Source organism: Streptomyces sp. NPDC087901, assembly GCF_044742205.1.
Lineage (GTDB): Bacteria > Actinomycetota > Actinomycetes > Streptomycetales > Streptomycetaceae > Streptomyces.
Window position 1 is genome coordinate 60,833 of sequence record NZ_JBIUUC010000001.1, and the last position, 20,461, is coordinate 81,293.

Sequence of the window (20,461 nt, forward strand, 5' to 3'; positions counted from 1 at the left end):
CGCTGACGCCGGTGCGGATGCTGGTGCTGACGCGGGCGCGGATGCTGGTGCTGACGCCGGTGCCGACGCTGGCGCTGACGCCGGTGCGGATGCTGGTGCTGACGCGGGCGCGGATGCTGGTGCTGACGCCGGTGCCGACGCTGGCGCTGACGCCGGTGCGGATGCTGGCGCTGACGCCGGCGCTGACGCGGGTGCGGACGCCGGCGCCAACGCCGGTGGCAACGGTGGCAACGCCGGTGGCAACGGTGGCAACGGTGGCAACGGTGGCAACGCCGGTGGCAACGGTGGCAACGGTGGCAACGCGGGCGCCAACGCGGGTGCGAACGGCGGCACCGACGGTGGCAGCTCCACCACCGGTTCCACCGGCTCCACCACCGGTGAAACCGACACCTGCACCGTCTCCCTCGACGGTGCCGAGTGCGCGGACAACACCGACACCGACTCGGTCGGCAACCAGCCGGTCGAGCAGGGCAAGGGCAAGGACGAGCTCGCCGAGACCGGTGCCGCCGAGACCACGTTCCTCCTGGTCGGCGCCGCGACGATGATCGCCGGAGGCGTCGGCTTCCGGATCCTCCCGCGCCTGATGAACGGCCGCACCGCCGCCTGACGGGCAGCAGCGGTACGTACGCGTACGTGAGCAGGGGCCCCGGATACCGATCGGTATCCGGGGCCCCTGTGCGTCTGTCAGCGCGTTCGAGGACGAACGTTTTGCCGGCCCGGCAAAAGGGCGGGCGGGCGGACAGCAGGTGCGCTACACGGTCTGGTGCGCCAGCAACGCCAGCGCGGCCAGCAGCACCACCATCAGGGCGATCAGCATCGCCGGGCTGATGCCGGCGAACGGCCCCTGCTCCTGTTCCTGCTGCATACGGGCACGGCTGGCCCGGCATACGGGGCAGCGCCCCTCGTTCACGGGCGCCGCGCAGTTCGCGCACACCAATCGGTCATAGGTCATGCGCTTTCCTCCTCCCGCGCGGCGGAGCCGCACAAGCCTTCTCTCCGCACAACGCTCACGGAAACGCAACCGTTCCCCCTACCACTGTGCCAGCTCGCAGGGATTTCGGCGCGGCCCGCCGGATACCTCCCGCTCCGTTCCCGGTCCGGTCCCCTGCCGGGGGAGCCCGACCGCTGCCGTTTCACCGTAAATCACCCATCCCGGTACGCGCGCCTGCACGCCTGAGCCCGGTTCGCGTATGGTCACGCTCACCTACTCCCGGCCGACCGTGGTGCATCCGTGATCCGATTCGACAACGTCTCCAAGACCTACCCGAAGCAGAGCCGTCCCGCTCTACGGGATGTGTCTCTCGATATCGAGAAGGGTGAGTTCGTCTTCCTGGTGGGCTCCTCCGGCTCCGGCAAGTCCACCTTCATGCGTCTCATCCTCCGCGAGGAGCGCGCCAGCCAGGGCATGGTCCACGTCCTCGGCAAGGACCTCGCGCGCATGTCCAACTGGAAGGTGCCGCACATGCGCCGCCAGCTGGGCACGGTGTTCCAGGACTTCCGCCTCCTTCCCAACAAGACCGTCGCGGAGAACGTGGCGTTCGCCCAGGAAGTGATCGGCAAGCCGCGCGGTGAGATCCGCAAGGCGGTCCCGCAGGTCCTCGACCTCGTCGGTCTCGGCGGCAAGGAGGACCGGATGCCCGGTGAGCTCTCCGGTGGTGAGCAGCAGCGCGTGGCGATCGCGCGGGCCTTCGTCAACCGGCCCATGCTGCTGATCGCGGACGAGCCGACCGGCAACCTCGACCCGCAGACCTCGGTCGGGATCATGAAGCTGCTGGACCGGATCAACCGGACCGGCACCACCGTGATCATGGCGACCCACGACCAGAACATCGTCGACCAGATGCGCAAACGCGTCATCGAGCTCGAGCAGGGCCGTCTCGTACGCGACCAGGCGCGCGGCGTCTACGGCTACCAGCACTGAGCACCCAGCACTGAAAGGACGCCATGCGCGCCCAGTTCGTCCTGTCGGAGATCGGCGTCGGCCTCCGTCGCAACCTCACGATGACCTTCGCCGTCGTCGTCTCCGTCGCCCTCTCGCTTGCCCTGTTCGGTGGCGCGCTGCTCATGCGCGAGCAGGTCAGCACGATGAAGGACTACTGGTACGACAAGGTCAACGTCTCCATCTACCTCTGCGGCAAGGGGGATGCGGAGACGGTGGTCCAGTGCGCCAAGGGTGCGGTCACCGACCCGCAGAAGAAGGAGATCCTGGCCGATCTCAGGAAGATGGACGTCGTCGACACGGTGATCTACGAGTCGTCCGACCAGGCGTACAAGCACTACCAGGAGGAGTTTGGCGACTCCCCGATGGCGGGCAACATCACGCCGGACCAGATGCCGGAGTCCTACCGCGTCAAGCTGCACGACCCCACGAAGTACAAGGTCGTCGCCACGGCCTTCGCGGGGCGTGACGGGGTGCAGTCGGTCCAGGACCAGAGAAGCATCCTGGACAACCTCTTCGGTCTGATGAACGGTATGAACGTCGCCGCGCTCTTCGTGATGGCGCTGATGCTCGTCATCGCCCTGATGCTGATCGTCAACACCGTCCGGGTGTCCGCGTTCAGCCGAAGGCGGGAGACGGGCATCATGCGGCTCGTCGGTGCCTCCGGCTTCTACATCCAGATGCCGTTCATCATGGAGGCCGCGTTCGCCGGCCTGATCGGCGGCGTACTGGCCTGCGTCATGCTGCTGGCCGGGCGCTACTTCCTGATCGACGGCGGTCTCGCCCTCCAGGACAAGCTGAATCTGATCGACTTCATCGGCTGGGAGGCCGTCCTCACCAAGCTCCCGCTGGTCCTGGCGATCGGGCTGCTGATGCCCGCAGTTGCCGCTCTCTTCGCACTGCGCAAGTACCTCAAGGTGTGACAAGCGCCCTGTGCGGCGCGCGGCCAACGGGCCGTGCGCCCACAGGGCGTTGTCCTAGACTCGGCGCCATGCCGGGCCCCGAGTGTCGTGTCGGGCCCCGCGGTCTTCGCCGCGGGGCGGCCCTGACATTGGTCTTCGCGAGTGTGCTCGCCACGGCCGCCGCGACCGGGGCGCTGCCGCGCGGGGACGGGCGGGGCGCCGAGGTGGAGACCCGGTCCGTCGCCGCGGCCGCCGACCGCGACGCGGTGGCCGACGCCGCAGCCGAGGCCGTGGCCGACGGCAAGTCGGGCACGGAGGCGGCCGAGGAGGCCGTCAGCCGTAGCGGGGACCGCTGGGGCGCGGTCTACGACGAGCGGGAGTACCAGGAGTTCGAGCAGGCCCTCGACGGCTCGTACACGGGCGTCGGGATCGCCGCCAGACGCTCCGCCGACGGGCTGGTCGCGGTCGCCCGGGTCCAGCCGGGCAGTCCCGCCGAAGGAGCCGGAATCCGTGCGGGCGATGTGCTGCGCACGGTCGACGGCAGCCGGGTCGACCGGCGCCCGGTCTCCGACGTCGTGGCGCTGCTGCGGGGTGACCGCACCGGCGCGGCCGCCGGGACCACCGTCGTGCTGGGCGTCCAGCGGGGCTCCGTCACCCGGACCGAGACGCTGCGGCGGGCCCGTCTCGCCACCGAGACCGTCTCCGTGCAGCGGCTCGGACCGGACCGGACCGATTCCTCCGCAGCTGTACTGATCGAGGTCGACTCGTTCACCAAGGGATCCGGCGACGCGGTCCGCGACGCGGTCCTGGGGGCGCCTGCGGGCGCCGGTGTGCTGCTGGATCTGCGCGGCAACTCCGGCGGACTCGTCACCGAGGCCGTCACGGCCGCCTCCGCGTTCCTGGACGGCGGCCTGGTCGCCACGTACGACGTGCACGGCGAGCAGCGTGCCCTGTACGCCGAGGCGGGCGGTGACACCGAGCGGCCCGTCGTCGTCCTCGTCGACGGCGGGACCATGAGCGCGGCCGAGCTCCTGACCGGCGCGCTGCAGGACCGGGGCCGGGCGGTCACGGTCGGTTCGCGGACCTTCGGCAAGGGGTCGGTCCAGATGCCGAGCAGGCTCGCGGGGGGCTCCGTGGCCGAGCTGACCGTGGGGCACTACCGCACTCCGGCGGGCCGGAGCGTCGACGGCCACGGCATCACCCCGGACCTCGCGGTGAGCGCACGGGCCCAGCAGCGGGCCGAGACGGTATTGAGTGGCCTCGGGGGTGGGTCGTAGTGCGAAAATGGCCGCACTATGGCTAAGGAAAAAGACACCGGGCGCAAGATGGTCGCGCAGAACAAGAAGGCGCGCCACGACTACACCATCCTCGACACCTATGAGTGCGGCCTCGTGCTGATGGGCACCGAGGTCAAGTCTCTGCGCATGGGCCGGGCCTCCCTGGTGGACGGCTTCGTGCAGATCGAAGGCGGCGAGGCGTGGCTGCACAACATCCACGTCCCCGAGTACGTCCAGGGGACCTGGACCAACCACTCGGCCAAGCGCAAGCGCAAGCTGCTGATGCACCGGGCCGAGATCGACAAGCTGGAGTCGAAGTCGCAGGAGACCGGGCACACGATCGTGCCGCTCGCCCTGTACTTCACCAACGGCCGGGTCAAGGTCGAGATCGCGCTGGCGAAGGGCAAGAAGGAGTACGACAAGCGGCAGACACTGCGCGAGAAGCAGGACACGAGGGAGACGAACCGGGCGATCTCGGCGGCCCGCCGCCGCCAGCGGAGCGCCTGAGCGCACCCCGCGCCAGTGGCTGCCGGCCGGTGCGGCAGGAATAGGCTGGCATCGTCGTGCGTTGGTCACGTACGATGGCACTGCACCCCACGGGGTGTGTACCACCTTTGAAAAATCAACATGGGGATGATCGGTTTCGACAGCGGATGTCGAGGCAGGGGAAGCGAGTCGAGGAAGCGACAATGATCTCGTAAACCATATGTCGCAAACAATAATCGCCACTTCAAAGCGCGATTCCTCCGCCTTCGCCCTCGCTGCCTAATTAGCAGCTAAGCGAAGACTCTGCGGAGTGTCAGCCCGGGATTGATCCCGACCCGGATCCTGGCATCACTTAGGGATCTAAACTTCTAAGCCCGGTCACGGGGCCTAGAAGGAAATCAAACAGTGACTGGGCCTGTCGGAGGCTTGTTCGCGTGACCTCCGGGGCCGAGAAAAGCGTAGCGAACTGCACTCGGAGAAGCCCTGGTTCCGCACCGTTGGACGCGGGTTCGATTCCCGCCATCTCCACAATTCCCATGTGAACGAGGACCCCGCTGCCACCGGCAGCGGGGTCCTCGTTTTTGTTGCCGCGGCCTTGCGGCCTTGCGGCACCGCGACCGGCGCGTAGGGGCGTGCGCCCCGGCGTGCACTCCCACGTCGTGCTCCCGCGACCGAACCACCCGGGGCAGTGCCCGCACCACGGTTCGAAAACAGATGTATCTCTCATGAGGAACAACGCCCGCCTGCGGGCCGGAGCGGCGTCGGCGTGCGCTACATTCATGGCCCGGGTGCACTGTGGTGGGGGGCGCACGCGGACAGGGTGGGGGCCCGGTCCGGCGGCACAGATCCGGTCAGTTGCGCGCACCCGGTCCTGAGTGGGGAAAGTGCGTACAACTGTGGAAACTTGGCGTGAAGGTGCCCGTACGGGGCACACCCATGAGCCGAACGAAGTCACCATCCAGCTCGACGGACTGGGACGGCAGCTCTCCGAGCTGATCCCGGAACCCAGCGCTCCGGAAGGCTCCGACGGTCCGGTCTTCGTCGATGAGAGCGGCCGGCGCAGCAAGACGCTCCGACGGCTCGGCTGGGTCCTGGCCGCGATCTGTGTCGGTTACGCGGTGACGCTCGTCGTCGCCCTGCTCGGAGGCAACTCCAGCGCGCCCGTCCTGCCGCTTTCCGGCCAGGAGGAGCAGCAGCAGGCGGAAGAGGTGCGGACGCCGGCCACGCTCGCGGAGACCCCGGGGGCCCTGGTCTCACCTGGTGCGACTCACGACGTCCTGCCGTTCGCCACTCCGGAGACCGAGGGGAGCGCGACCGGCACCGGTGGCGCCGTCGCACGGAATTCCTCGGCCACGGGGACCGGAACCTCCGCCTCGGCCGGCGTCTCACCGTCCGCGCAGCACACCGGCGCGGCATCGAGCACCGGTGCCGGGGGGCCGGCCGGCGAGACGTCCGCGTCCGCACCGGCCGCCGGCTCGGGGACGCCGAGCGCCGATCCGACGATCGCGTCCCCGGACCCCGTGACCTCGCCGGCCACCACACCCGATCCTCCTGTGCAAGAGCGAGAAGGCGCCAGCTAGATGACCACCCCCGCCCCGCGGGTCGGGCACCGCCGCAGGAAGCAGATCCGGCGGCGCAGACTCCCCATGCGCTACATGCTGCCGTTCCTCTTCCTCGTTGCCCTGCTCGCCATGTTGATGCTGCGCGGTTACGTGCACAGTGAGATCCACGCCGACCACCGGATCCAGCCACCGGCGGCCACCGACCGGGTGCCCGAGCAGGTGCTGGACGGCGGCCCGGTCATCGACGCGCGCAGCGCCACCGAGCCCGCCAAGACGCTGCGGATTCCCGACCGCCGGATCGTGCTGACCTTCGACGACGGCCCCGACCCGGTGTGGACCCCCCGGGTGCTGGACGAGCTGAAGAAGTACCACGCGCACGGCGTCTTCTTCGTCACCGGCACCATGGCCTCGCGCTACCCCGATCTGGTCGAGCGCATGGTCGAGGAGGGTCATGAGGTCGGGCTGCACACCTTCAACCACCCCGACCTCTCCTACCAGTCCACCAGCCGCATCGACTGGGAGCTGTCCCAGAACCAGCTGGTGCTGGCGGGCGCGGCCGGCATCCGTACGTCCCTGTTCCGGCCGCCGTACTCCTCGTTCGCCGACGCCATGGACGACAAGTCCTGGCCGGTCACCCAGTACGTCGGCAGCCGCGGCTACCTCACCGTCGTCAACAACACGGACAGCGAGGACTGGAAGCGGCCCGGCGTCGAGGCGATCATCGACCGTGCCACTCCCGAGCACGGCGAGGGCGCCGTCATCCTCATGCACGACTCCGGCGGTGACCGGTCCCAGACCGTCACCGCCCTGGGGAAGTTCCTGCCGAAGATGCAGGAGCGCGGCTACGAGTTCACCAATCTCACCGACGCCCTCGGCGCCCCCAGCGCCCACACCCCGGTCACCGGGTACGCGCTCTGGAAGGGCAAGGCGTTCGTCTCCGCCGTGGAGGTCTCGGAGCACATCACCGATGTGCTGGTGGTGGGTCTCGCCGTCATCGGAGTGCTGGTCCTGGCCCGTTTCGGCCTGATGCTGCTGCTGTCCTTCGCGCACGCCCGCCGGGTCCGCAAACCGGACTTCAGCTGGGGCGAGCCGCTCACCCGCCCGGTGTCCGTCCTGGTGCCCGCGTACAACGAGAGCAAGTGCATCGCCAACACGGTCCGCTCGCTGGTGGCGAGCGACTATCCGCTCGAGGTCATCGTCATCGACGACGGTTCCACGGACGGCACCGCGGACCTGGTCGACCGGATGCGGCTGCGCCACGTCCGGGTGGTGCGCCAGCGCAACGCCGGGAAGCCCGCCGCCCTGAACAACGGCATCGCGCACGCCCGTCACGACATCATCGTGATGATGGACGGCGACACGGTCTTCGAACCGTCCACCGTCCGCGAGCTCGTGCAGCCCTTCGCCGACCCGCGGGTCGGGGCCGTCGCGGGCAACGCCAAGGTCGGCAACCGCGACACACTGATCGGCGCCTGGCAGCACATCGAGTACGTGATGGGCTTCAACCTCGACCGCCGGATGTACGACATGCTGCGCTGCATGCCCACCATCCCCGGCGCGGTGGGGGCGTTCCGCCGCGAAGCTCTGAAGCGGATCGGCGGCATGAGCGAGGACACCCTCGCCGAGGACACCGACGTCACGATGGCCCTGCACCGGGACGGCTGGCGCGTCGTGTACGCGGAGAACGCCCGCGCCTGGACCGAGGCGCCGGAGTCCGTGCAGCAGCTCTGGTCGCAGCGCTACCGGTGGTCGTACGGCACGATGCAGGCGATCTGGAAGCACCGCCGCGCGGTGATCGAGCGCGGCCCGTCCGGCCGCTTCGGACGCGTCGGGCTGCCGTTCGTCGCCCTGTTCATGGTCGTCGCCCCGCTGCTCGCCCCGCTCATCGACGTCTTCCTGCTGTACGGGCTCGTCTTCGGCCCCACCGAGCAGACGATCGTCGCCTGGCTCGGTGTCCTCGCGGTACAGGCGGTCTGCGCCGCGTACGCCTTCCGGCTCGACCGGGAGCGCATGACCCACCTGCTTTCGCTGCCCCTCCAGCAGATTCTCTACCGGCAGCTCATGTACGTGGTGTTGCTCCAGTCCTGGATCACCGCTCTCACCGGCGGGCGGCTCCGCTGGCAGAAGCTGCGCCGCACGGGGGCCGTGGAAGCGCCGCGGTCCATGCCGAGCCAGGGGACCGGACGCAGCAACGACCGGAGGCCCGTCGCGTGACATATCCCAGCCCCACCCCGCCCGAATCGGCCCCGCGCGAGAACCAGGGACCGTACGACGCGTACGAGCCGTACAAGCCGTACGACGCGTACAAGCCGTACAACGCGTACGACCCCTACAGCCCGCGGACCCAGCCGTTGCCGCAGCCGTTGCCGCAGCAGGTGCCGCCGGCCCGGGACATGCCGGCGCGGACCCCGGACGTACCGGCCTCCGCCACACCGGGGGCGGAACCCGTGCCCGGGCCGAGGAAGCCCGGCCGCGACCGCTACTTCGACCTGCTCCGGGCCCTCGCGCTGTTCCGCGTCGTCCTCTACCACCTCACCGGCTGGGCGTGGCTGCCGATCGTCTTCCCGTCGATGGGCGTCATGTTCGCCCTGGCCGGCAACCTCATGGCCCGCTCGCTGAAACGGCCCGCCGCGCAGGTGATCCGCAGCCGCGTCCGCCGTCTGCTGCCGCCGCTCTGGCTGCTCGGCGCGATCGGGGTCACCGGCATGGTGCTCCAGGGCTGGGCGCCGGACAGCGACGGGCACCCCGGCTGGTGGTGGACCCATCTGCTGTTCTGGATCCTTCCGCTCAGCGATCCGCCGTTCGCCGAAGAACTGCCGGGCATCCACGGCTTCCTGGGCGAGACCTGGGGAAGCGACCTCGCCGGGCCCCTCTGGTACATCCGCGCGTACCTCTGGTACGTCCTGATGTCGCCGCTGATCCTGCGGGGGCTGCGCAAGATGCCCTGGCCGACCCTGCTCGCCCCTCTGGTGCTGGCCTTCGTCATGTCCAGGGAGATGATCTCCACCCCGGAGCGCATCGACTCGGCGATCACCGACTTCAGTACGTTCGGTGCCTGCTGGGTGCTCGGGATGGCCCACCAGGAGGGGATCCTGAAGCGGCTGCCGTCGTACATCGTGCCGTCCCTCGCCCCGGTCGTAGCCGCGCTGGGGCTCTGGTGGGCCTCGCACGAGGGGTTCCGGGCCGGTTTCGACCTGGACTCCATTCCGCTGGCGCAGGCCCTGTGGTCGGTCGGCTGCGTCATGCTCCTGCTGCACTACAGCCCGTCCTGGACCCAGTGGCCCAAGCGGCTGCAGGCCTGGGACACCACGATCACGCTGCTCAACTCACGCGCGGTCACGATCTACCTCTGGCACAACGTCTGCATCCTCGTCGCCGCGACGATGTACGACCGGCTGTGGGCCGTCGACTTCCTCGGCGAGCACGTGCCCTGGCTGCTGGAGAGCTGGGTACCGGTCCTGATCTTCGCCTGGGCGCTGATCGCGGTGTGCATCCTGGCGTTCGGCTGGACCGAGGACGTGGCGGCGAAGCGCCGGCCGCAGCTGTGGCCCAACGGCGCCCCGAAAAGGATCCGGCGGCCGGGCGCGGCAGAGAACCGGCCCGAGCGGCAGTCGGCCCACAGCCGCTGAAACGCGGTCGTCGGCCACCGTCTCACCGGGCCGCCCCAGGCCCGGTGAGAGCAAGGTTGCGCACCGGTCACCTCGCGGCACCACACCGAAACGCGCGCTCTCTAGCGTCGGGGACAACACCCCGACCACCCGTGGAGGCGCGTGATGGCTGGCCGTTGGATCGAGCATTGGGAGCCGGAGGACGAGACGTTCTGGCAGGAGAAGGGCGAGCGGATCGCCCGCCGGAACCTCTGGTTCTCCGTACTCTCCGAGCACATCGGGTTCTCGATCTGGACCCTGTGGTCGGTGATGGTCCTCTTCATGGGCCCGGAGTACGGAGTGGACCCGGCCGGGAAGTTCTTCCTGATCTCCACCGCGACGCTGGTCGGTGCCCTGGTGCGGGTGCCGTACACCTTCGCCGTCGCCAGGTTCGGCGGCCGGAACTGGACCGTGTTCAGCGCGTTCACCCTGCTGGTGCCGACGGTCACCGCCTTCATGGTGATGGAGCCGGGGACCTCGTACACCACCTTCGTGGCCGTGGCCGCGCTGACCGGCATCGGCGGCGGCAACTTCGCCTCCTCGATGACGAACATCAACGCGTTCTTCCCGCTGCGCAAGAAGGGCTGGGCGCTCGGGCTGAACGCGGGCGGCGGCAACATCGGCGTGCCCGTCGTGCAGCTCATCGGACTCCTCGTGATCGGGACCGCGGGCGCCATGCACCCGCGGATCGTGCTCGGCGTGTACATCCCGCTGATCGTCGTCGCCGGGCTGTGCGCCGCGAGGTTCATGGACAACCTGGCGCCCGTGCAGAACGACACCGGGGCCGCGAAGGACGCCGCGCGCGATCCGCACACGTGGATCATGGCGGTGCTCTACATCGGCACCTTCGGCTCCTTCATCGGCTACAGCTTCGCCTTCGGGCTCGTCCTGCAGACCCAGTTCGGCCGGACCCCGCTGCAGGCCGCCTCGCTCACCTTCGTCGGCCCGCTGCTGGGCTCGCTCATCAGGCCGGTCGGCGGCTGGCTGGCCGACCGGTACGGCGGCGCCCGGATCACCCTGGCGAACTACGCCGCGATGGCTGTGGCGACCGGTGTCGTCGTCTACGCCTCCGGCATCGAATCGCTCACCGTGTTCCTGATCGGCTTCACCGCGCTGTTCGTCCTCACGGGGCTCGGCAACGGATCGACGTTCAAGATGATCCCGGGCATCTTCCACGCCAAGGCGATCGCCCAGGGGCTGCGCGGCGAGGAGGCGGCGGCCCAGGGACGGCGGCTGTCCGGGGCGGCGATGGGACTCATCGGCGCGGTCGGGGCGCTCGGCGGGCTCGCCATCAACCTCGCCTTCCGGCAGTCCTTCCAGACCTCGGGCACCGGAACGGCGGCCTTCTGGTCCTTCCTGGCCTTCTACGGGGTGTGTTTCGCACTCACCTGGGCGGTATACCTTCGCCGCACCGCGGCCGTCCCGGCGAAGCCCCAGCTCAGCTACGCCGAGGTGTGATGATGACCTTGCGATGTCGGGTGACGTAACGGGCGGGAAATATGGGTGAACCGAGCCTGTCATGGTTCGTTGGCAGGCTCGGCCCTCCGCACCATTGAGCAGCAGCGGGACGAGAGCCGGGTAGACCATATGCACGACGACGAACAGCACGGGCCCCTCGCGGGTTTCACGGTCGGTGTCACCGCCGCGCGCCGGGCGGACGAGCTCGGCACGCTGCTGCGGCGGCGGGGCGCCACCGTGGTGCACGCGCCCGCTCTGCGCATCGTGCCGCTCGCCGACGACAGCGAACTGCTCGCCGCCACCAAGGAACTCATCGACGTCGTCCCGGATGTGGTCCTCGCGACCACGGCGATCGGCTTCCGCGGCTGGATCGAGGCCGCCGACGGCTGGGGCATCGGGGAACAACTGCTGGACACTCTGCGCGGGGTCGAACTGCTGGCCCGCGGCCCCAAGGTCAAGGGGGCGGTACGCGCCGCCGGGCTGACCGAGACCTGGTCACCGGCGTCCGAATCCATGGCGGAGGTCCTGGAGCGGCTCCTGGAGGAGGGCGTCGAGGGCCGCCGCATCGCCCTCCAGCTGCACGGCGAACCCCTCCCCGGATTCGTGGAGTCGCTGCGCGCGGCCGGCGGCGAGGTCATCGGCGTCCCCGTCTACCGCTGGATGCCGCCCGAGGACATCGCCCCCCTCGACCGGCTGATCGACATCACGGTCGCCCGCGGTCTGGACGCGCTCACCTTCACCAGCGCCCCGGCAGCGGTCTCCCTGCTGCGCCGGGCCGAGGAACGCGGGCTGCTGACCGAACTGATGGGCGCCCTGCAGGGCGACGTCCTCTCGGCCTGCGTCGGACCGGTCACCGCACTGCCCTTGCAGGACCGCGGCATCGACACCGCCCAGCCGGAACGCTTCCGGCTCGGCCCGCTCGTTCAGCTGGTCTGCCGCGAACTGCCCTCCCGCGCAAGGACGTTGCCCGTCGCCGGTCACCGGGTCGAGATCCGCGGCCACGCGGTCCTGGTCGACGACGAACTGCGTGCGGTGCCGCCCGCAGGCATGGCCCTGCTGCACACTCTGGCCCGCCGGCCGGGCTGGGTGGTGGCCCGCGCCGATCTGCTGCGCGCCCTGCCCGGCAGCGGTACGGACGAGCACGCGGTGGAGACGGCGATGGCCCGGCTGCGCACGGCGCTCGGGGTGCCCCGGCTGATCCAGACGGTGGTCAAACGCGGTTACCGGCTGGCCCTGGACCCGGCATCGGACGCCAAGTACGCCGACTCCTGAGCGCTGCCAAATCCATAGGCGGACCGCTGCGACCTGCGGTTACGGTGGACGGATGAGTAGTGACACCCATCGCGTCGACGCCGGGGTGCGGCTGCGCCCCGCGGCCCTTGCCGACGCAGGCTCCCTCGCCGGATCACTGACCCGCAGCCGTACGTACATGCGGCCCTGGGAGCCCGTGCGGCCCGATGCCTTCTACACCGAGGAGGGGCAGCGCGAGCGGCTGGCGGGTGCGCTGGCGGACCGTGACGCGGGGCGTGCCATGCCCTGGGTGCTCTGCGACGCGCAGGACCGGGCGATCGGCGCGTTCAGCCTCAACGGCGTGGTGCTCGGGCCGTTTCGCAGCGCCACCCTCGGCTACTGGGTCGACGTGGACTTCGCGGGGCGCGGGCTGGCCACCGCCGCGGTGCGGCTGATCTGCGAACTCGCCCGGGACGAGCTGCGGTTGCACCGGGTCGAGGCCGGTACGGTGCTGGACAACGCGGCGTCGCAGCGGGTGCTCGCCAAGTGCGGTTTCGAGGAGTTCGGCGTGGCCCCGCGCTATCTCCACATCAACGGGGAGTGGCGCGACCACCGGCTCTTCCAGCGCATCCTGCACGACGGCCCGGTGACCGGGAACCCGGCGGGGTCCGGAGCCTGAGGCGGCTGTCGCGTCAGTCCGCCCGGTGCGCGTGGCGGTGGATCTCCCGCGGCCACGGCGGGCGCGCGGGCAGCACTTCCACGAAGCCGTATCCGGCCTTCTCCGCCACCCGGCACGATGCCTCGTTGTCCACCTCGTGCAGCAGGTCGAGCGTGACGAGTCCGTCCCCGGCGAACGCCGTGAACGCCCAGCCGGTGAGCGCTTCGAGGGCCTGCGGGGCGATGGAGCGGCCGCGGGCGTGCGCCGCCGTCCAGTAGCCGACCTCGGCCGGACCGGACCCCGGCGCGGGGTGCACGAGGACGACGTTGCCGACCGGCCCGTCCCCGAGCGCCGTGTCCACCACGGCGAAGCTGTGGCGCAGCCCGGAAGCCCGGCCCTCCTCCTGGTCATGCAGCCAGCGGGCCGCCGCCTCCTCGTCCGCCACCGGCGCGCGCGACCCCGCCTGGATCGCCGGGTCGCGGTACGCGTCGAGCAGGACCGTGAGGTCGCCCGGGAGCCAGGGGCGGAGCACGAGGGAGCCGGCTCGGAGGCGCTCGTTGCGCAGGTGATCATCCATCAGGTCATCGTAGGAGGGCAGTTGTCGCGGGTCCGCGCGGCAGGGGTTACGGCCGGCGGCCGCGCGGGGCACTCTGGTGGGGACGGCGACCGGACCCGAGGCGGTGGCATGCGCATGGCGGCGCGCAAGGGCTCGTACGACTGGCGGTTCGACTCCGGGCGGCTCTGCCTGGACCTGGTCGTGACGGCGGCCGGGAGCCCGGCCGCCGCCGACCCGCTGGACCGGTCCGAGGGGCTCGCCGACTGGCTGGTGGCCGCCGGGGCCGTACCGCGCGGCACCCGGCTCGACGGCGTCGACGAGCACTGGCTCGTGCGGTTCCGGCAGCTGAGAAGCGCCGTGGACCGGCTGCTGACCGCGCAGCTCGGCGGGCGGGCAGCGGACGGCGCCCTGGAGTGCGTCAACGCGCTCGCCGCCGCCGCCCCGCCCGGCCTGTGCGCCGTGCGCGCCGGGAACGGCGCCCTGGTACGCGGCCTGAGCACCGAACCCGGCTGCGGGGCGCTGCTCGCCGCCGTGGCGCGGGACGCGGTGGACCTCCTCACCGACCCCGTCGCCCTGGCCGGGCTGCGCCGCTGCGAGGCGGACCACTGCCGCCGCGTCTACTTGGACACCTCACGCGGCCGGCGCCGGCGCTGGTGCTCCAGCGAGGTCTGCGGCAACCGCGAACGCGTCGCCCGGCACCGCCGGCGCCACACGGACCCGGCGGGCGCCCTCCCGCAACGGGAGACCCCGGAGCCGTAAAGAATCTTGGACGCGCATTGAATGGATCGCCCCGCATCCCCGTATCGAAGGCCAAGGAGCTCGACAGGGTCTCGACCGGGAGGTTCGTGTGCGCAAGGATGCGGCCGTGGCCGATGACCGTCCGCACAGGGCCCGGCATCGCAGTGGGCCGCCCCCGTCACCCTCCGCCGTCCCCGACGAGGAGCTGATGCGGGCGCTCTACCGCGAACATGCCGGACCTCTGCTCGCGTACGTGCTCCGCCTCGTCGCCGGCGACCGACAGCGCGCCGAGGACGTGGTGCAGGAAACGCTCATCCGTGCCTGGAAGAACGCCGGTTCGCTCAACAGGGCCACCGGTTCCGTCCGGCCCTGGCTGGTGACGGTCGCCCGGCGCATCGTCATCGATGGCCACCGCAGCCGGCAGGCCCGGCCGCACGAGGTCGACCCGTCGCCACTGGAGGTCATTCCCGCGGAGGACGAGATCGACAAGGCGCTGTGGCTGATGACGCTCTCGGACGCACTCGACGATTTGACCCCGGCCCACCGGGAAGCATTGGTCGAGACCTACTTCAAGGGCCGTACGGTCAACGAGGCGGCGGAGGTGCTCGGTATCCCCAGTGGCACGGTGCGGTCCCGGGTCTTCTACGCACTGCGCTCGATGAAGCTCGCACTCGAAGAGAGGGGGATCACGGCATGAGCGACCAGGAATGGGAGCCCTTCGGACCCCGGCCGGCCGGTCCCCCCGACCCCTTTGCCGCAGCCCCCGCCCCCGCCGCCACCGGCGGCCACGGCGGCCCCGTGGACGACTCCGGGCACGACGTGGCGGGCGCGTACGTCCTGGGCATCCTGGACCCGGCCGAGGCCGCCGCCTTCGAGGCGCACCTGGCCCGCTGCGCCCGCTGCGCCGCCCACCTCGACGAGTTCGCCGGGATGGAGCCGATGCTTGCGATGCTCGCCGAGTCCCCGGCCTCCGTGCCGGGCGCCCGCCCGGTCCCGCACGTTCCGACGCCGCCCGCGCCCCGGGTGCTCGACACCCTGGTCGACGAAGTGGCGGCCAAGCGCGCCCGGCGCACCCGGCGCGGGAGATATCTGATGGCGGCGGCAGCGGCGCTGATCATCGGCGGCCCGGTGGTCGCGGTGATGGCCACCGGCGGCGGCACGAGCAGCGTGGAGGCGGCCGACCCGCACCCCACCAGCCCCGCCGAGGACGCCTTCTTCCACCACATGAAGGAGAAGGCGCAGGCGACCGACCCGGTCACCGCGGTCGACGCCACGGTCGGTATGGAGCCGAAGGCCTGGGGCACGCACACCGTGCTGGAGCTGAAGAACGTGAAGGGCCCGCAGAAGTGCAGGCTGATCGCCGTCTCGAAGACCGGTGAGGAGGAGGTCGTCACCTCCTGGTCCGTTCCGAAATGGGGATACGGCATCACGGACTCCACCCACCCCACCGCCAGGTACCCGCTCTACGTCCACGGCGGCGCGGCCATGGCGCGGGCGGACATCGACCACTTCGAGGTCCGTACGTTCGACGGTGAACGGCTGGTGAGCGTCGGCGTCTGAGGGGGCCCGCATGTTCCCCGACACGCAATCGATATCCCGGAGCGCAAGATCGATGCCTGCGGCAGGTGCGCGACGGCCCCCCTTCGCATAGGGTTGACGGCTGCCCAATGCACGTCAGAAAGGGGCCTCGGTGGCCGCGCAGGATGCCGCTGTCGATTCGTTGCGGGACCGGGAAATCGGTGTCGAGCAGGAACATCTCGACCGTGTTTACCACCGCCTCGAGGAGAAGATCCACGAGGCGGAATTTCTCATGAATGACGCCGTCAAGCGGGGCCAGGTGGGTACACCGGGTGCGCTCGCCGAACGTGACGCCCAGGTGTTCCGCGCCGGAATCCACCTCAACCGGCTGAACAGCGAGTTCGAGGACTTCCTCTTCGGAAGGATCGACCTGCTGCTCGGCAAGGACGGTGAGCGCGGCCCGGACGGCGCGTTCACCTCCGTCGAACCCGCCGACGACGTCGTACGGGAGGACAGCACCGCCGATATCGCCGAGACGCTGCACATCGGCCGGATCGGGGTCCTCGACGCCGACTACGCGCCGCTGGTCATCGACTGGCGGGCCCCGGCGGCCGCACCGTTCTACCGCTCGACGCCGAAGGAACCGGGCCGGGTGGTACGCCGCCGGGTCATCCGCTCCAAGGGCCGCCGGGTCCTCGGGGTCGAGGACGACCTGATGCGGCCCGAGCTGACCGCGTTCCTGGGGGGCGAGAAGCTCCCGGTCATCGGGGACGGCGCGCTGATGGCGGCGCTCGGACAGGCCCGCAGCCACACCATGCGGGACATCGTCTCCTCCATCCAGGCCGAGCAGGACCTGGTGATCCGGGCGCCCGCCGCCTCGGTCACCGAGGTCTCGGGCGGTCCCGGCACCGGCAAGACCGCGGTCGCCCTGCACCGTGCCGCGTACCTGCTCTACCAGGACCGGCGGCGGTACGCGGGCGGCATCCTCGTCGTCTCGCCGACGCCGCTGCTGGTCGCGTACACCGAGGGCGTGCTGCCCTCGCTCGGCGAGGAGGGCCAGGTCGCGATCCGTGCGGTCGGCTCCCTGTCCGACGAGGCGGCCGGCACCGAGGGCGCCACCACCTACGACGAACCGGCCGTCGCGCGGATCAAGGGCTCCTCACGGATGCTCCACGTGCTGCGCAAGGCGGCCCGCGGGGCGCTGGAACAGCCCGTGCCGCGCCCGGCGGCCCAGGAGGGCCAGCTGGCGTTCGGAGAGGCCGACGAGGCCCCTCAGGAGGCCGGGACGCCCACCCGGCTCAGGGTGGTGGCCTTCGGCGCCCGCGTCGAGCTGCACGAGGACGAGCTCCGGCGCATCCGCAACAACGTGCTCAGCGGCACGGCACCGGTCAACCTGCTGCGCCCGCGCGCCCGCAAACTGCTGCTCGACGCGTTGTGGAGCAGGTCGTCGGGCCGGGGCCGCTACACCGATCAGGAGCTCGCGGCCGAACTGCGCTCGTCGTTCGACGAGGACGTCTCGACCGAGACTCCCTTCATCGAGTTCCTGAACGCCTGGTGGCCCGAGCTCACCCCGCGCGGGGTGCTCGCGGCGATGGCCGACGAGAAGCGGCTGGGCCGCTGGGCACGCCGGACCCTCAATCAGGGCGAGGTGCGCCGGTTCGCGCGCTCCCTGAAGCGGCTGGACGCGGAGGGCCGCGGGCCGCTCTCCGTCCACGACGTGGCCATCCTCGACGAGCTCCAGACGCTGCTCGGCACGCCGAACCGGCCCAAGCGCAAGCGCGAGTTCGATCCGCTGGACCAGCTCACGGGGCTGGAGGAGCTGATGCCGCAGCGCGAGGAGACCCAGTGGGAGCGGGCCGAGCGGCTCGCGGCGGAGCGCACGGAGTACGCGCACGTCATCGTCGACGAGGCGCAGGACCTCACGCCCATGCAGTGGCGGATGGTCGGCCGCCGCGGCCGGCACGCCACCTGGACGATCGTCGGGGACCCGGCGCAGTCCTCCTGGTCCGATCCGGACGAGGCGTCGGCGGCCCGTGACGAGGCGCTGGGCAGCCGCCCGCGCCGGAACTTCACGCTGACCGTCAACTACCGCAACCCGGCGGAGATCGCCGAGCTCGCAGCCAAGGTCCTGGCGCTCGCGATGCCGGGCATGGAGTCACCGGCCGCGGTCCGCTCCACGGGCGTGAAGCCGCGCTTCGCGACCGTGCGGGACGGCGATCTGGCCGGCGCCGTGCGCGAGGAGGCGCGGCGGCTGCTCGGCGAGGTGGACGGCACGGTCGGTGTCGTCGTCGCGATGAACCGGCGGGCGCAGGCCCGTGGGTGGCTCGCGGAGCTCGGCGAGCGCGTGGTGGCGCTGGGCAGCCTGGAGGCGAAGGGCCTGGAGTACGACGCGACGGTGGTCGTCTCGCCCGCGGAGATCGCGGACGAGTCCCCGGCGGGGCTGCGGGTGCTGTACGTGGCGCTGACACGAGCGACCCAGCAGCTGACGGTCGTCTCGGGGGAGCGGGACCTGCCCGACGAGGACGGGGTGCCGGACCTGCTCAGGGACTGACGGGCCCCGGGCGGCGGGGGCGCGGAGCCTTTTCACGGTCAGCCTGCGCTGGGGGAATCACTTCTCCGGGGTGTTTGTTAGCCTGGAGTCGGCACCGGCTCGATCCAAGCCCCCGGGCCCAACCTTAGTCGCTTCGAGCGACCACTTGCCGCGAGGCGAGCATGGCGGGTCGGTGCCGTTCAACTGAAGAAGACAGACCCGCGTCACCCTCCGGTGACGCGGGTCTGTTTCTGTTTACGGGTCCGACGGGGGTTCCGCCGGACCCGCCATGTCTCGTATGGTGGAAAACTCTTTCCGAAGAGCGGCAGTCATTACCGGCTACTCGTCGGTAGGTGCGAATATCGGAAGGCGTGTCCGGCAGCGACAGATCCGGCCACGTATAGCAATGAAGCTAAGGAAAGCGAAGGACTCGGCCATGGCAACGGCGCCCAGCGTCTCGTACTCGATGACGGTCAGGCTGGAGGTGCCCGCGAGCGGCACAGCGGTCTCCCAGCTCACCACGGCCGTGGAGTCCTCCGGCGGCTCGGTCACCGGCCTCGATGTGACCGCTTCCGGCCACGACAAGCTGCGGATCGACGTCACGATCGCCGCCTCCTCCACGTCGCACGCCGACGAGATCGTCGAAGGCCTGCGCGACATCGAGGGCGTCATCCTCGGCAAGGTGTCCGACCGTACGTTCCTGATGCACCTCGGCGGCAAGATCGAGATGCAGTCGAAGCACCCCATCCGTAACCGTGACGACCTCTCGATGATCTACACCCCGGGTGTGGCCCGGGTCTGCATGGCGATCGCCGAGAACCCCGAGGACGCCCGGCGCCTCACGATCAAGCGCAACTCCGTCGCAGTCGTGACGGACGGCTCCGCGGTGCTCGGTCTCGGCAACATCGGCCCGATGGCCGCCCTCCCCGTGATGGAGGGCAAGGCGGCCCTCTTCAAGCGCTTCGCCGGCATCGACGCCTGGCCGATCTGCCTGGACACCCAGGACACCGACGCGATCGTCGAGATCGTCAAGGCGATCGCCCCCGGCTTCGCGGGCATCAACCTGGAGGACATCTCCGCGCCGCGCTGCTTCGAGATCGAGGCCCGGCTGCGCGAGGCCCTCGACATCCCCGTCTTCCACGACGACCAGCACGGCACCGCCATCGTCGTCCTGGCCGCCCTGACCAACGCCCTGCGCGTGGTGGGCAAGGGGATCGGGGACGTACGGGTCGTCATGTCCGGTGCCGGAGCGGCCGGTACGGCCATTCTGAAGCTGCTCATCGCCGCAGGCGTCAAGCACGCGGTCGTCGCCGACATCCACGGTGTGGTGCACGCCGGCCGCGAGGACCTGGTCTCCGCCGACGCCGACTCGCCGCTGCGCTGGATCGCCGACAACACCAACCCCGAGTCCGTCACCGGCACCCTCAAGCAGGCCGTCGTGGGCGCCGACGTCTTCATCGGCGTGTCGGCCCCGAACGTGCTGGACGGCGACGATGTCGCGGCCATGGCCGACGGTGCGATCGTGTTCGCGCTTGCGAACCCGGACCCCGAGGTCGACCCGGCAATCGCACGTCAGACGGCGGCGGTTGTGGCCACCGGCCGCTCGGACTTCCCCAACCAGATCAACAACGTCCTGGTCTTCCCCGGCGTCTTCCGCGGCCTGCTGGACGCCCAGTCCCGCACCGTCAACACGGAGATGATGCTCGCCGCCGCGCGCGCCCTCGCCGACGTCGTCGCCGAGGACGAGGTGAACGCGAACTACATCATCCCGTCGGTCTTCAACGACAAGGTCGCCGGAGCGGTCGCGGGAGCCGTCCGGGAGGCCGCGAAGGCGGCCGGCGCGGCTGTGACGGGCCCCACGTCCGTCTGATATCCGGCGCGTCGCGGGTCGCGGCGCCCCAAACGCCCCTTTAGGGTGGGCGGGCGACGCGTCCCACAGAGCCCCGCATCCGCTGCGGAC

Annotated in this window: 18 protein-coding genes and 1 other RNA gene; 17 read left to right on the plus strand and 2 right to left on the minus strand. The window is 70.6% G+C overall.

Translation table 11 applies throughout. From position 1 onward, the window contains the following. A partial coding sequence (locus ACIOEW_RS00225; protein ID WP_401960028.1) for an LPXTG cell wall anchor domain-containing protein occupies nt 1-607 on the plus strand: 607 nt, incomplete at its 5' end. Nucleotides 608-751: 144 nt separating this feature from the next. On the opposite strand, the gene ACIOEW_RS00230 is transcribed toward ACIOEW_RS00225, so the two are convergent. Next, complete coding sequence (locus ACIOEW_RS00230) at nt 752-952, minus strand: hypothetical protein (protein ID WP_362543490.1); 201 nt, start codon at nt 950-952, stop codon at nt 752-754. A 279-nt stretch (nt 953-1,231) separates the two neighbouring features. Between ACIOEW_RS00230 and ftsE the strand changes: the two genes are divergently transcribed. The 11 genes from ftsE to ACIOEW_RS00285 all read left to right on the plus strand — a co-directional run bounded on the left by ftsE (nt 1,232) and on the right by ACIOEW_RS00285 (nt 13,180). Beyond that, a complete protein-coding gene (ftsE, locus tag ACIOEW_RS00235; protein WP_024489199.1) occupies nt 1,232-1,921 on the plus strand; it encodes a cell division ATP-binding protein FtsE in 690 nt (229 codons plus the stop codon). Nucleotides 1,922-1,944: 23 nt separating this feature from the next. Continuing rightward, on the plus strand, nt 1,945-2,862 hold the full coding sequence (ftsX, locus tag ACIOEW_RS00240; RefSeq protein ID WP_362543487.1) for a permease-like cell division protein FtsX: 918 nt from the start codon (nt 1,945-1,947) through the stop codon (nt 2,860-2,862). Between the two features lie 68 nt (nt 2,863-2,930). Beyond that, complete coding sequence (locus ACIOEW_RS00245) at nt 2,931-4,118, plus strand: S41 family peptidase (RefSeq protein WP_401960032.1); 1,188 nt, start codon at nt 2,931-2,933, stop codon at nt 4,116-4,118. Nucleotides 4,119-4,136: 18 nt separating this feature from the next. Next, nucleotides 4,137-4,625 carry an SsrA-binding protein SmpB gene (gene smpB / locus ACIOEW_RS00250; protein ID WP_362543481.1) on the plus strand — a complete coding sequence of 163 codons (489 nt, stop codon included), beginning with the start codon at nt 4,137-4,139 and terminating at the stop codon, nt 4,623-4,625. A gap of 122 nt (nt 4,626-4,747) precedes the next feature. Further along, nucleotides 4,748-5,135, plus strand: a transfer-messenger RNA (tmRNA) gene (gene ssrA, locus ACIOEW_RS00255). A 365-nt stretch (nt 5,136-5,500) separates the two neighbouring features. Continuing rightward, nucleotides 5,501-6,184, plus strand: a complete 684-nt coding sequence (locus tag ACIOEW_RS00260; protein WP_401960035.1) for a hypothetical protein — start codon at nt 5,501-5,503, stop codon at nt 6,182-6,184. A 66-nt stretch (nt 6,185-6,250) separates the two neighbouring features. Then, entirely contained in the window at nt 6,251-8,380 is a 2,130-nt protein-coding gene (locus ACIOEW_RS00265; RefSeq protein ID WP_401961460.1) for a glycosyltransferase, read from the plus strand. Nucleotides 8,381-8,559: 179 nt separating this feature from the next. After that, complete coding sequence (locus ACIOEW_RS00270; protein WP_401961465.1) at nt 8,560-9,795, plus strand: acyltransferase; 1,236 nt, start codon at nt 8,560-8,562, stop codon at nt 9,793-9,795. Nucleotides 9,796-9,939: 144 nt separating this feature from the next. After that, on the plus strand, nt 9,940-11,271 hold the full coding sequence (locus ACIOEW_RS00275; RefSeq protein WP_362543476.1) for a nitrate/nitrite transporter: 1,332 nt from the start codon (nt 9,940-9,942) through the stop codon (nt 11,269-11,271). 129 nt (nt 11,272-11,400) lie between these two features. Next, nucleotides 11,401-12,543: a uroporphyrinogen-III synthase gene (locus ACIOEW_RS00280; RefSeq protein ID WP_401960038.1), complete on the plus strand. Its 1,143-nt coding sequence runs from the start codon at nt 11,401-11,403 to the stop codon at nt 12,541-12,543. A 52-nt stretch (nt 12,544-12,595) separates the two neighbouring features. Further along, nucleotides 12,596-13,180: a GNAT family protein gene (locus ACIOEW_RS00285; protein WP_362543470.1), complete on the plus strand. Its 585-nt coding sequence runs from the start codon at nt 12,596-12,598 to the stop codon at nt 13,178-13,180. A 13-nt stretch (nt 13,181-13,193) separates the two neighbouring features. On the opposite strand, the gene ACIOEW_RS00290 is transcribed toward ACIOEW_RS00285, so the two are convergent. After that, complete coding sequence (locus ACIOEW_RS00290; protein WP_401960041.1) at nt 13,194-13,736, minus strand: GNAT family N-acetyltransferase; 543 nt, start codon at nt 13,734-13,736, stop codon at nt 13,194-13,196. 114 nt (nt 13,737-13,850) lie between these two features. Here ACIOEW_RS00290 and ACIOEW_RS00295 point away from each other — a divergent pair, with 114 nt between their 5' ends. From ACIOEW_RS00295 to ACIOEW_RS00315, 5 genes are all read left to right on the plus strand, one after another. Beyond that, a complete protein-coding gene (locus ACIOEW_RS00295) occupies nt 13,851-14,474 on the plus strand; it encodes a CGNR zinc finger domain-containing protein (protein WP_401961468.1) in 624 nt (207 codons plus the stop codon). A gap of 88 nt (nt 14,475-14,562) precedes the next feature. Continuing rightward, on the plus strand, nt 14,563-15,150 hold the full coding sequence (locus ACIOEW_RS00300; protein ID WP_266779397.1) for a sigma-70 family RNA polymerase sigma factor: 588 nt from the start codon (nt 14,563-14,565) through the stop codon (nt 15,148-15,150). Beyond that, nucleotides 15,147-16,013, plus strand: coding sequence for an anti-sigma factor family protein (locus tag ACIOEW_RS00305; protein ID WP_401960044.1), 867 nt, complete (start codon nt 15,147-15,149; stop codon nt 16,011-16,013). Before ACIOEW_RS00300 ends, ACIOEW_RS00305 begins: the two co-directional genes overlap by 4 nt. A 130-nt stretch (nt 16,014-16,143) precedes the next feature. Beyond that, on the plus strand, nt 16,144-18,522 hold the full coding sequence (locus ACIOEW_RS00310; protein WP_401960046.1) for a HelD family protein: 2,379 nt from the start codon (nt 16,144-16,146) through the stop codon (nt 18,520-18,522). 415 nt (nt 18,523-18,937) lie between these two features. Next, a complete protein-coding gene (locus tag ACIOEW_RS00315) occupies nt 18,938-20,371 on the plus strand; it encodes an NAD-dependent malic enzyme (protein ID WP_362543456.1) in 1,434 nt (477 codons plus the stop codon). Nucleotides 20,372-20,461 lie beyond the last annotated feature (90 nt).

Excerpts from the sequence above, each read along its gene's own strand:
- ACIOEW_RS00230 (WP_362543490.1), bottom strand. The coding sequence starts at position 952 with ATGACCTATGACCGATTGGTGTGCGCGAACTGCGCGGCGCCCGTGAAC.
- ftsX (WP_362543487.1), top strand. The coding sequence starts at position 1,945 with ATGCGCGCCCAGTTCGTCCTGTCGGAGATCGGCGTCGGCCTCCGTCGC.
- ACIOEW_RS00245 (WP_401960032.1), top strand. The coding sequence starts at position 2,931 with ATGCCGGGCCCCGAGTGTCGTGTCGGGCCCCGCGGTCTTCGCCGCGGG.
- smpB (WP_362543481.1), top strand. The coding sequence starts at position 4,137 with ATGGCTAAGGAAAAAGACACCGGGCGCAAGATGGTCGCGCAGAACAAG.
- ACIOEW_RS00265 (WP_401961460.1), top strand. The coding sequence starts at position 6,251 with ATGCGCTACATGCTGCCGTTCCTCTTCCTCGTTGCCCTGCTCGCCATG.
- ACIOEW_RS00270 (WP_401961465.1), top strand. The coding sequence starts at position 8,560 with ATGCCGGCGCGGACCCCGGACGTACCGGCCTCCGCCACACCGGGGGCG.
- ACIOEW_RS00275 (WP_362543476.1), top strand. The coding sequence starts at position 9,940 with ATGGCTGGCCGTTGGATCGAGCATTGGGAGCCGGAGGACGAGACGTTC.
- ACIOEW_RS00280 (WP_401960038.1), top strand. The coding sequence starts at position 11,401 with ATGCACGACGACGAACAGCACGGGCCCCTCGCGGGTTTCACGGTCGGT.
- ACIOEW_RS00285 (WP_362543470.1), top strand. The coding sequence starts at position 12,596 with ATGAGTAGTGACACCCATCGCGTCGACGCCGGGGTGCGGCTGCGCCCC.
- ACIOEW_RS00290 (WP_401960041.1), bottom strand. The coding sequence starts at position 13,736 with ATGGATGATCACCTGCGCAACGAGCGCCTCCGAGCCGGCTCCCTCGTG.
- ACIOEW_RS00295 (WP_401961468.1), top strand. The coding sequence starts at position 13,851 with ATGGCGGCGCGCAAGGGCTCGTACGACTGGCGGTTCGACTCCGGGCGG.
- ACIOEW_RS00305 (WP_401960044.1), top strand. The coding sequence starts at position 15,147 with ATGAGCGACCAGGAATGGGAGCCCTTCGGACCCCGGCCGGCCGGTCCC.
- ACIOEW_RS00315 (WP_362543456.1), top strand. The coding sequence starts at position 18,938 with ATGGCAACGGCGCCCAGCGTCTCGTACTCGATGACGGTCAGGCTGGAG.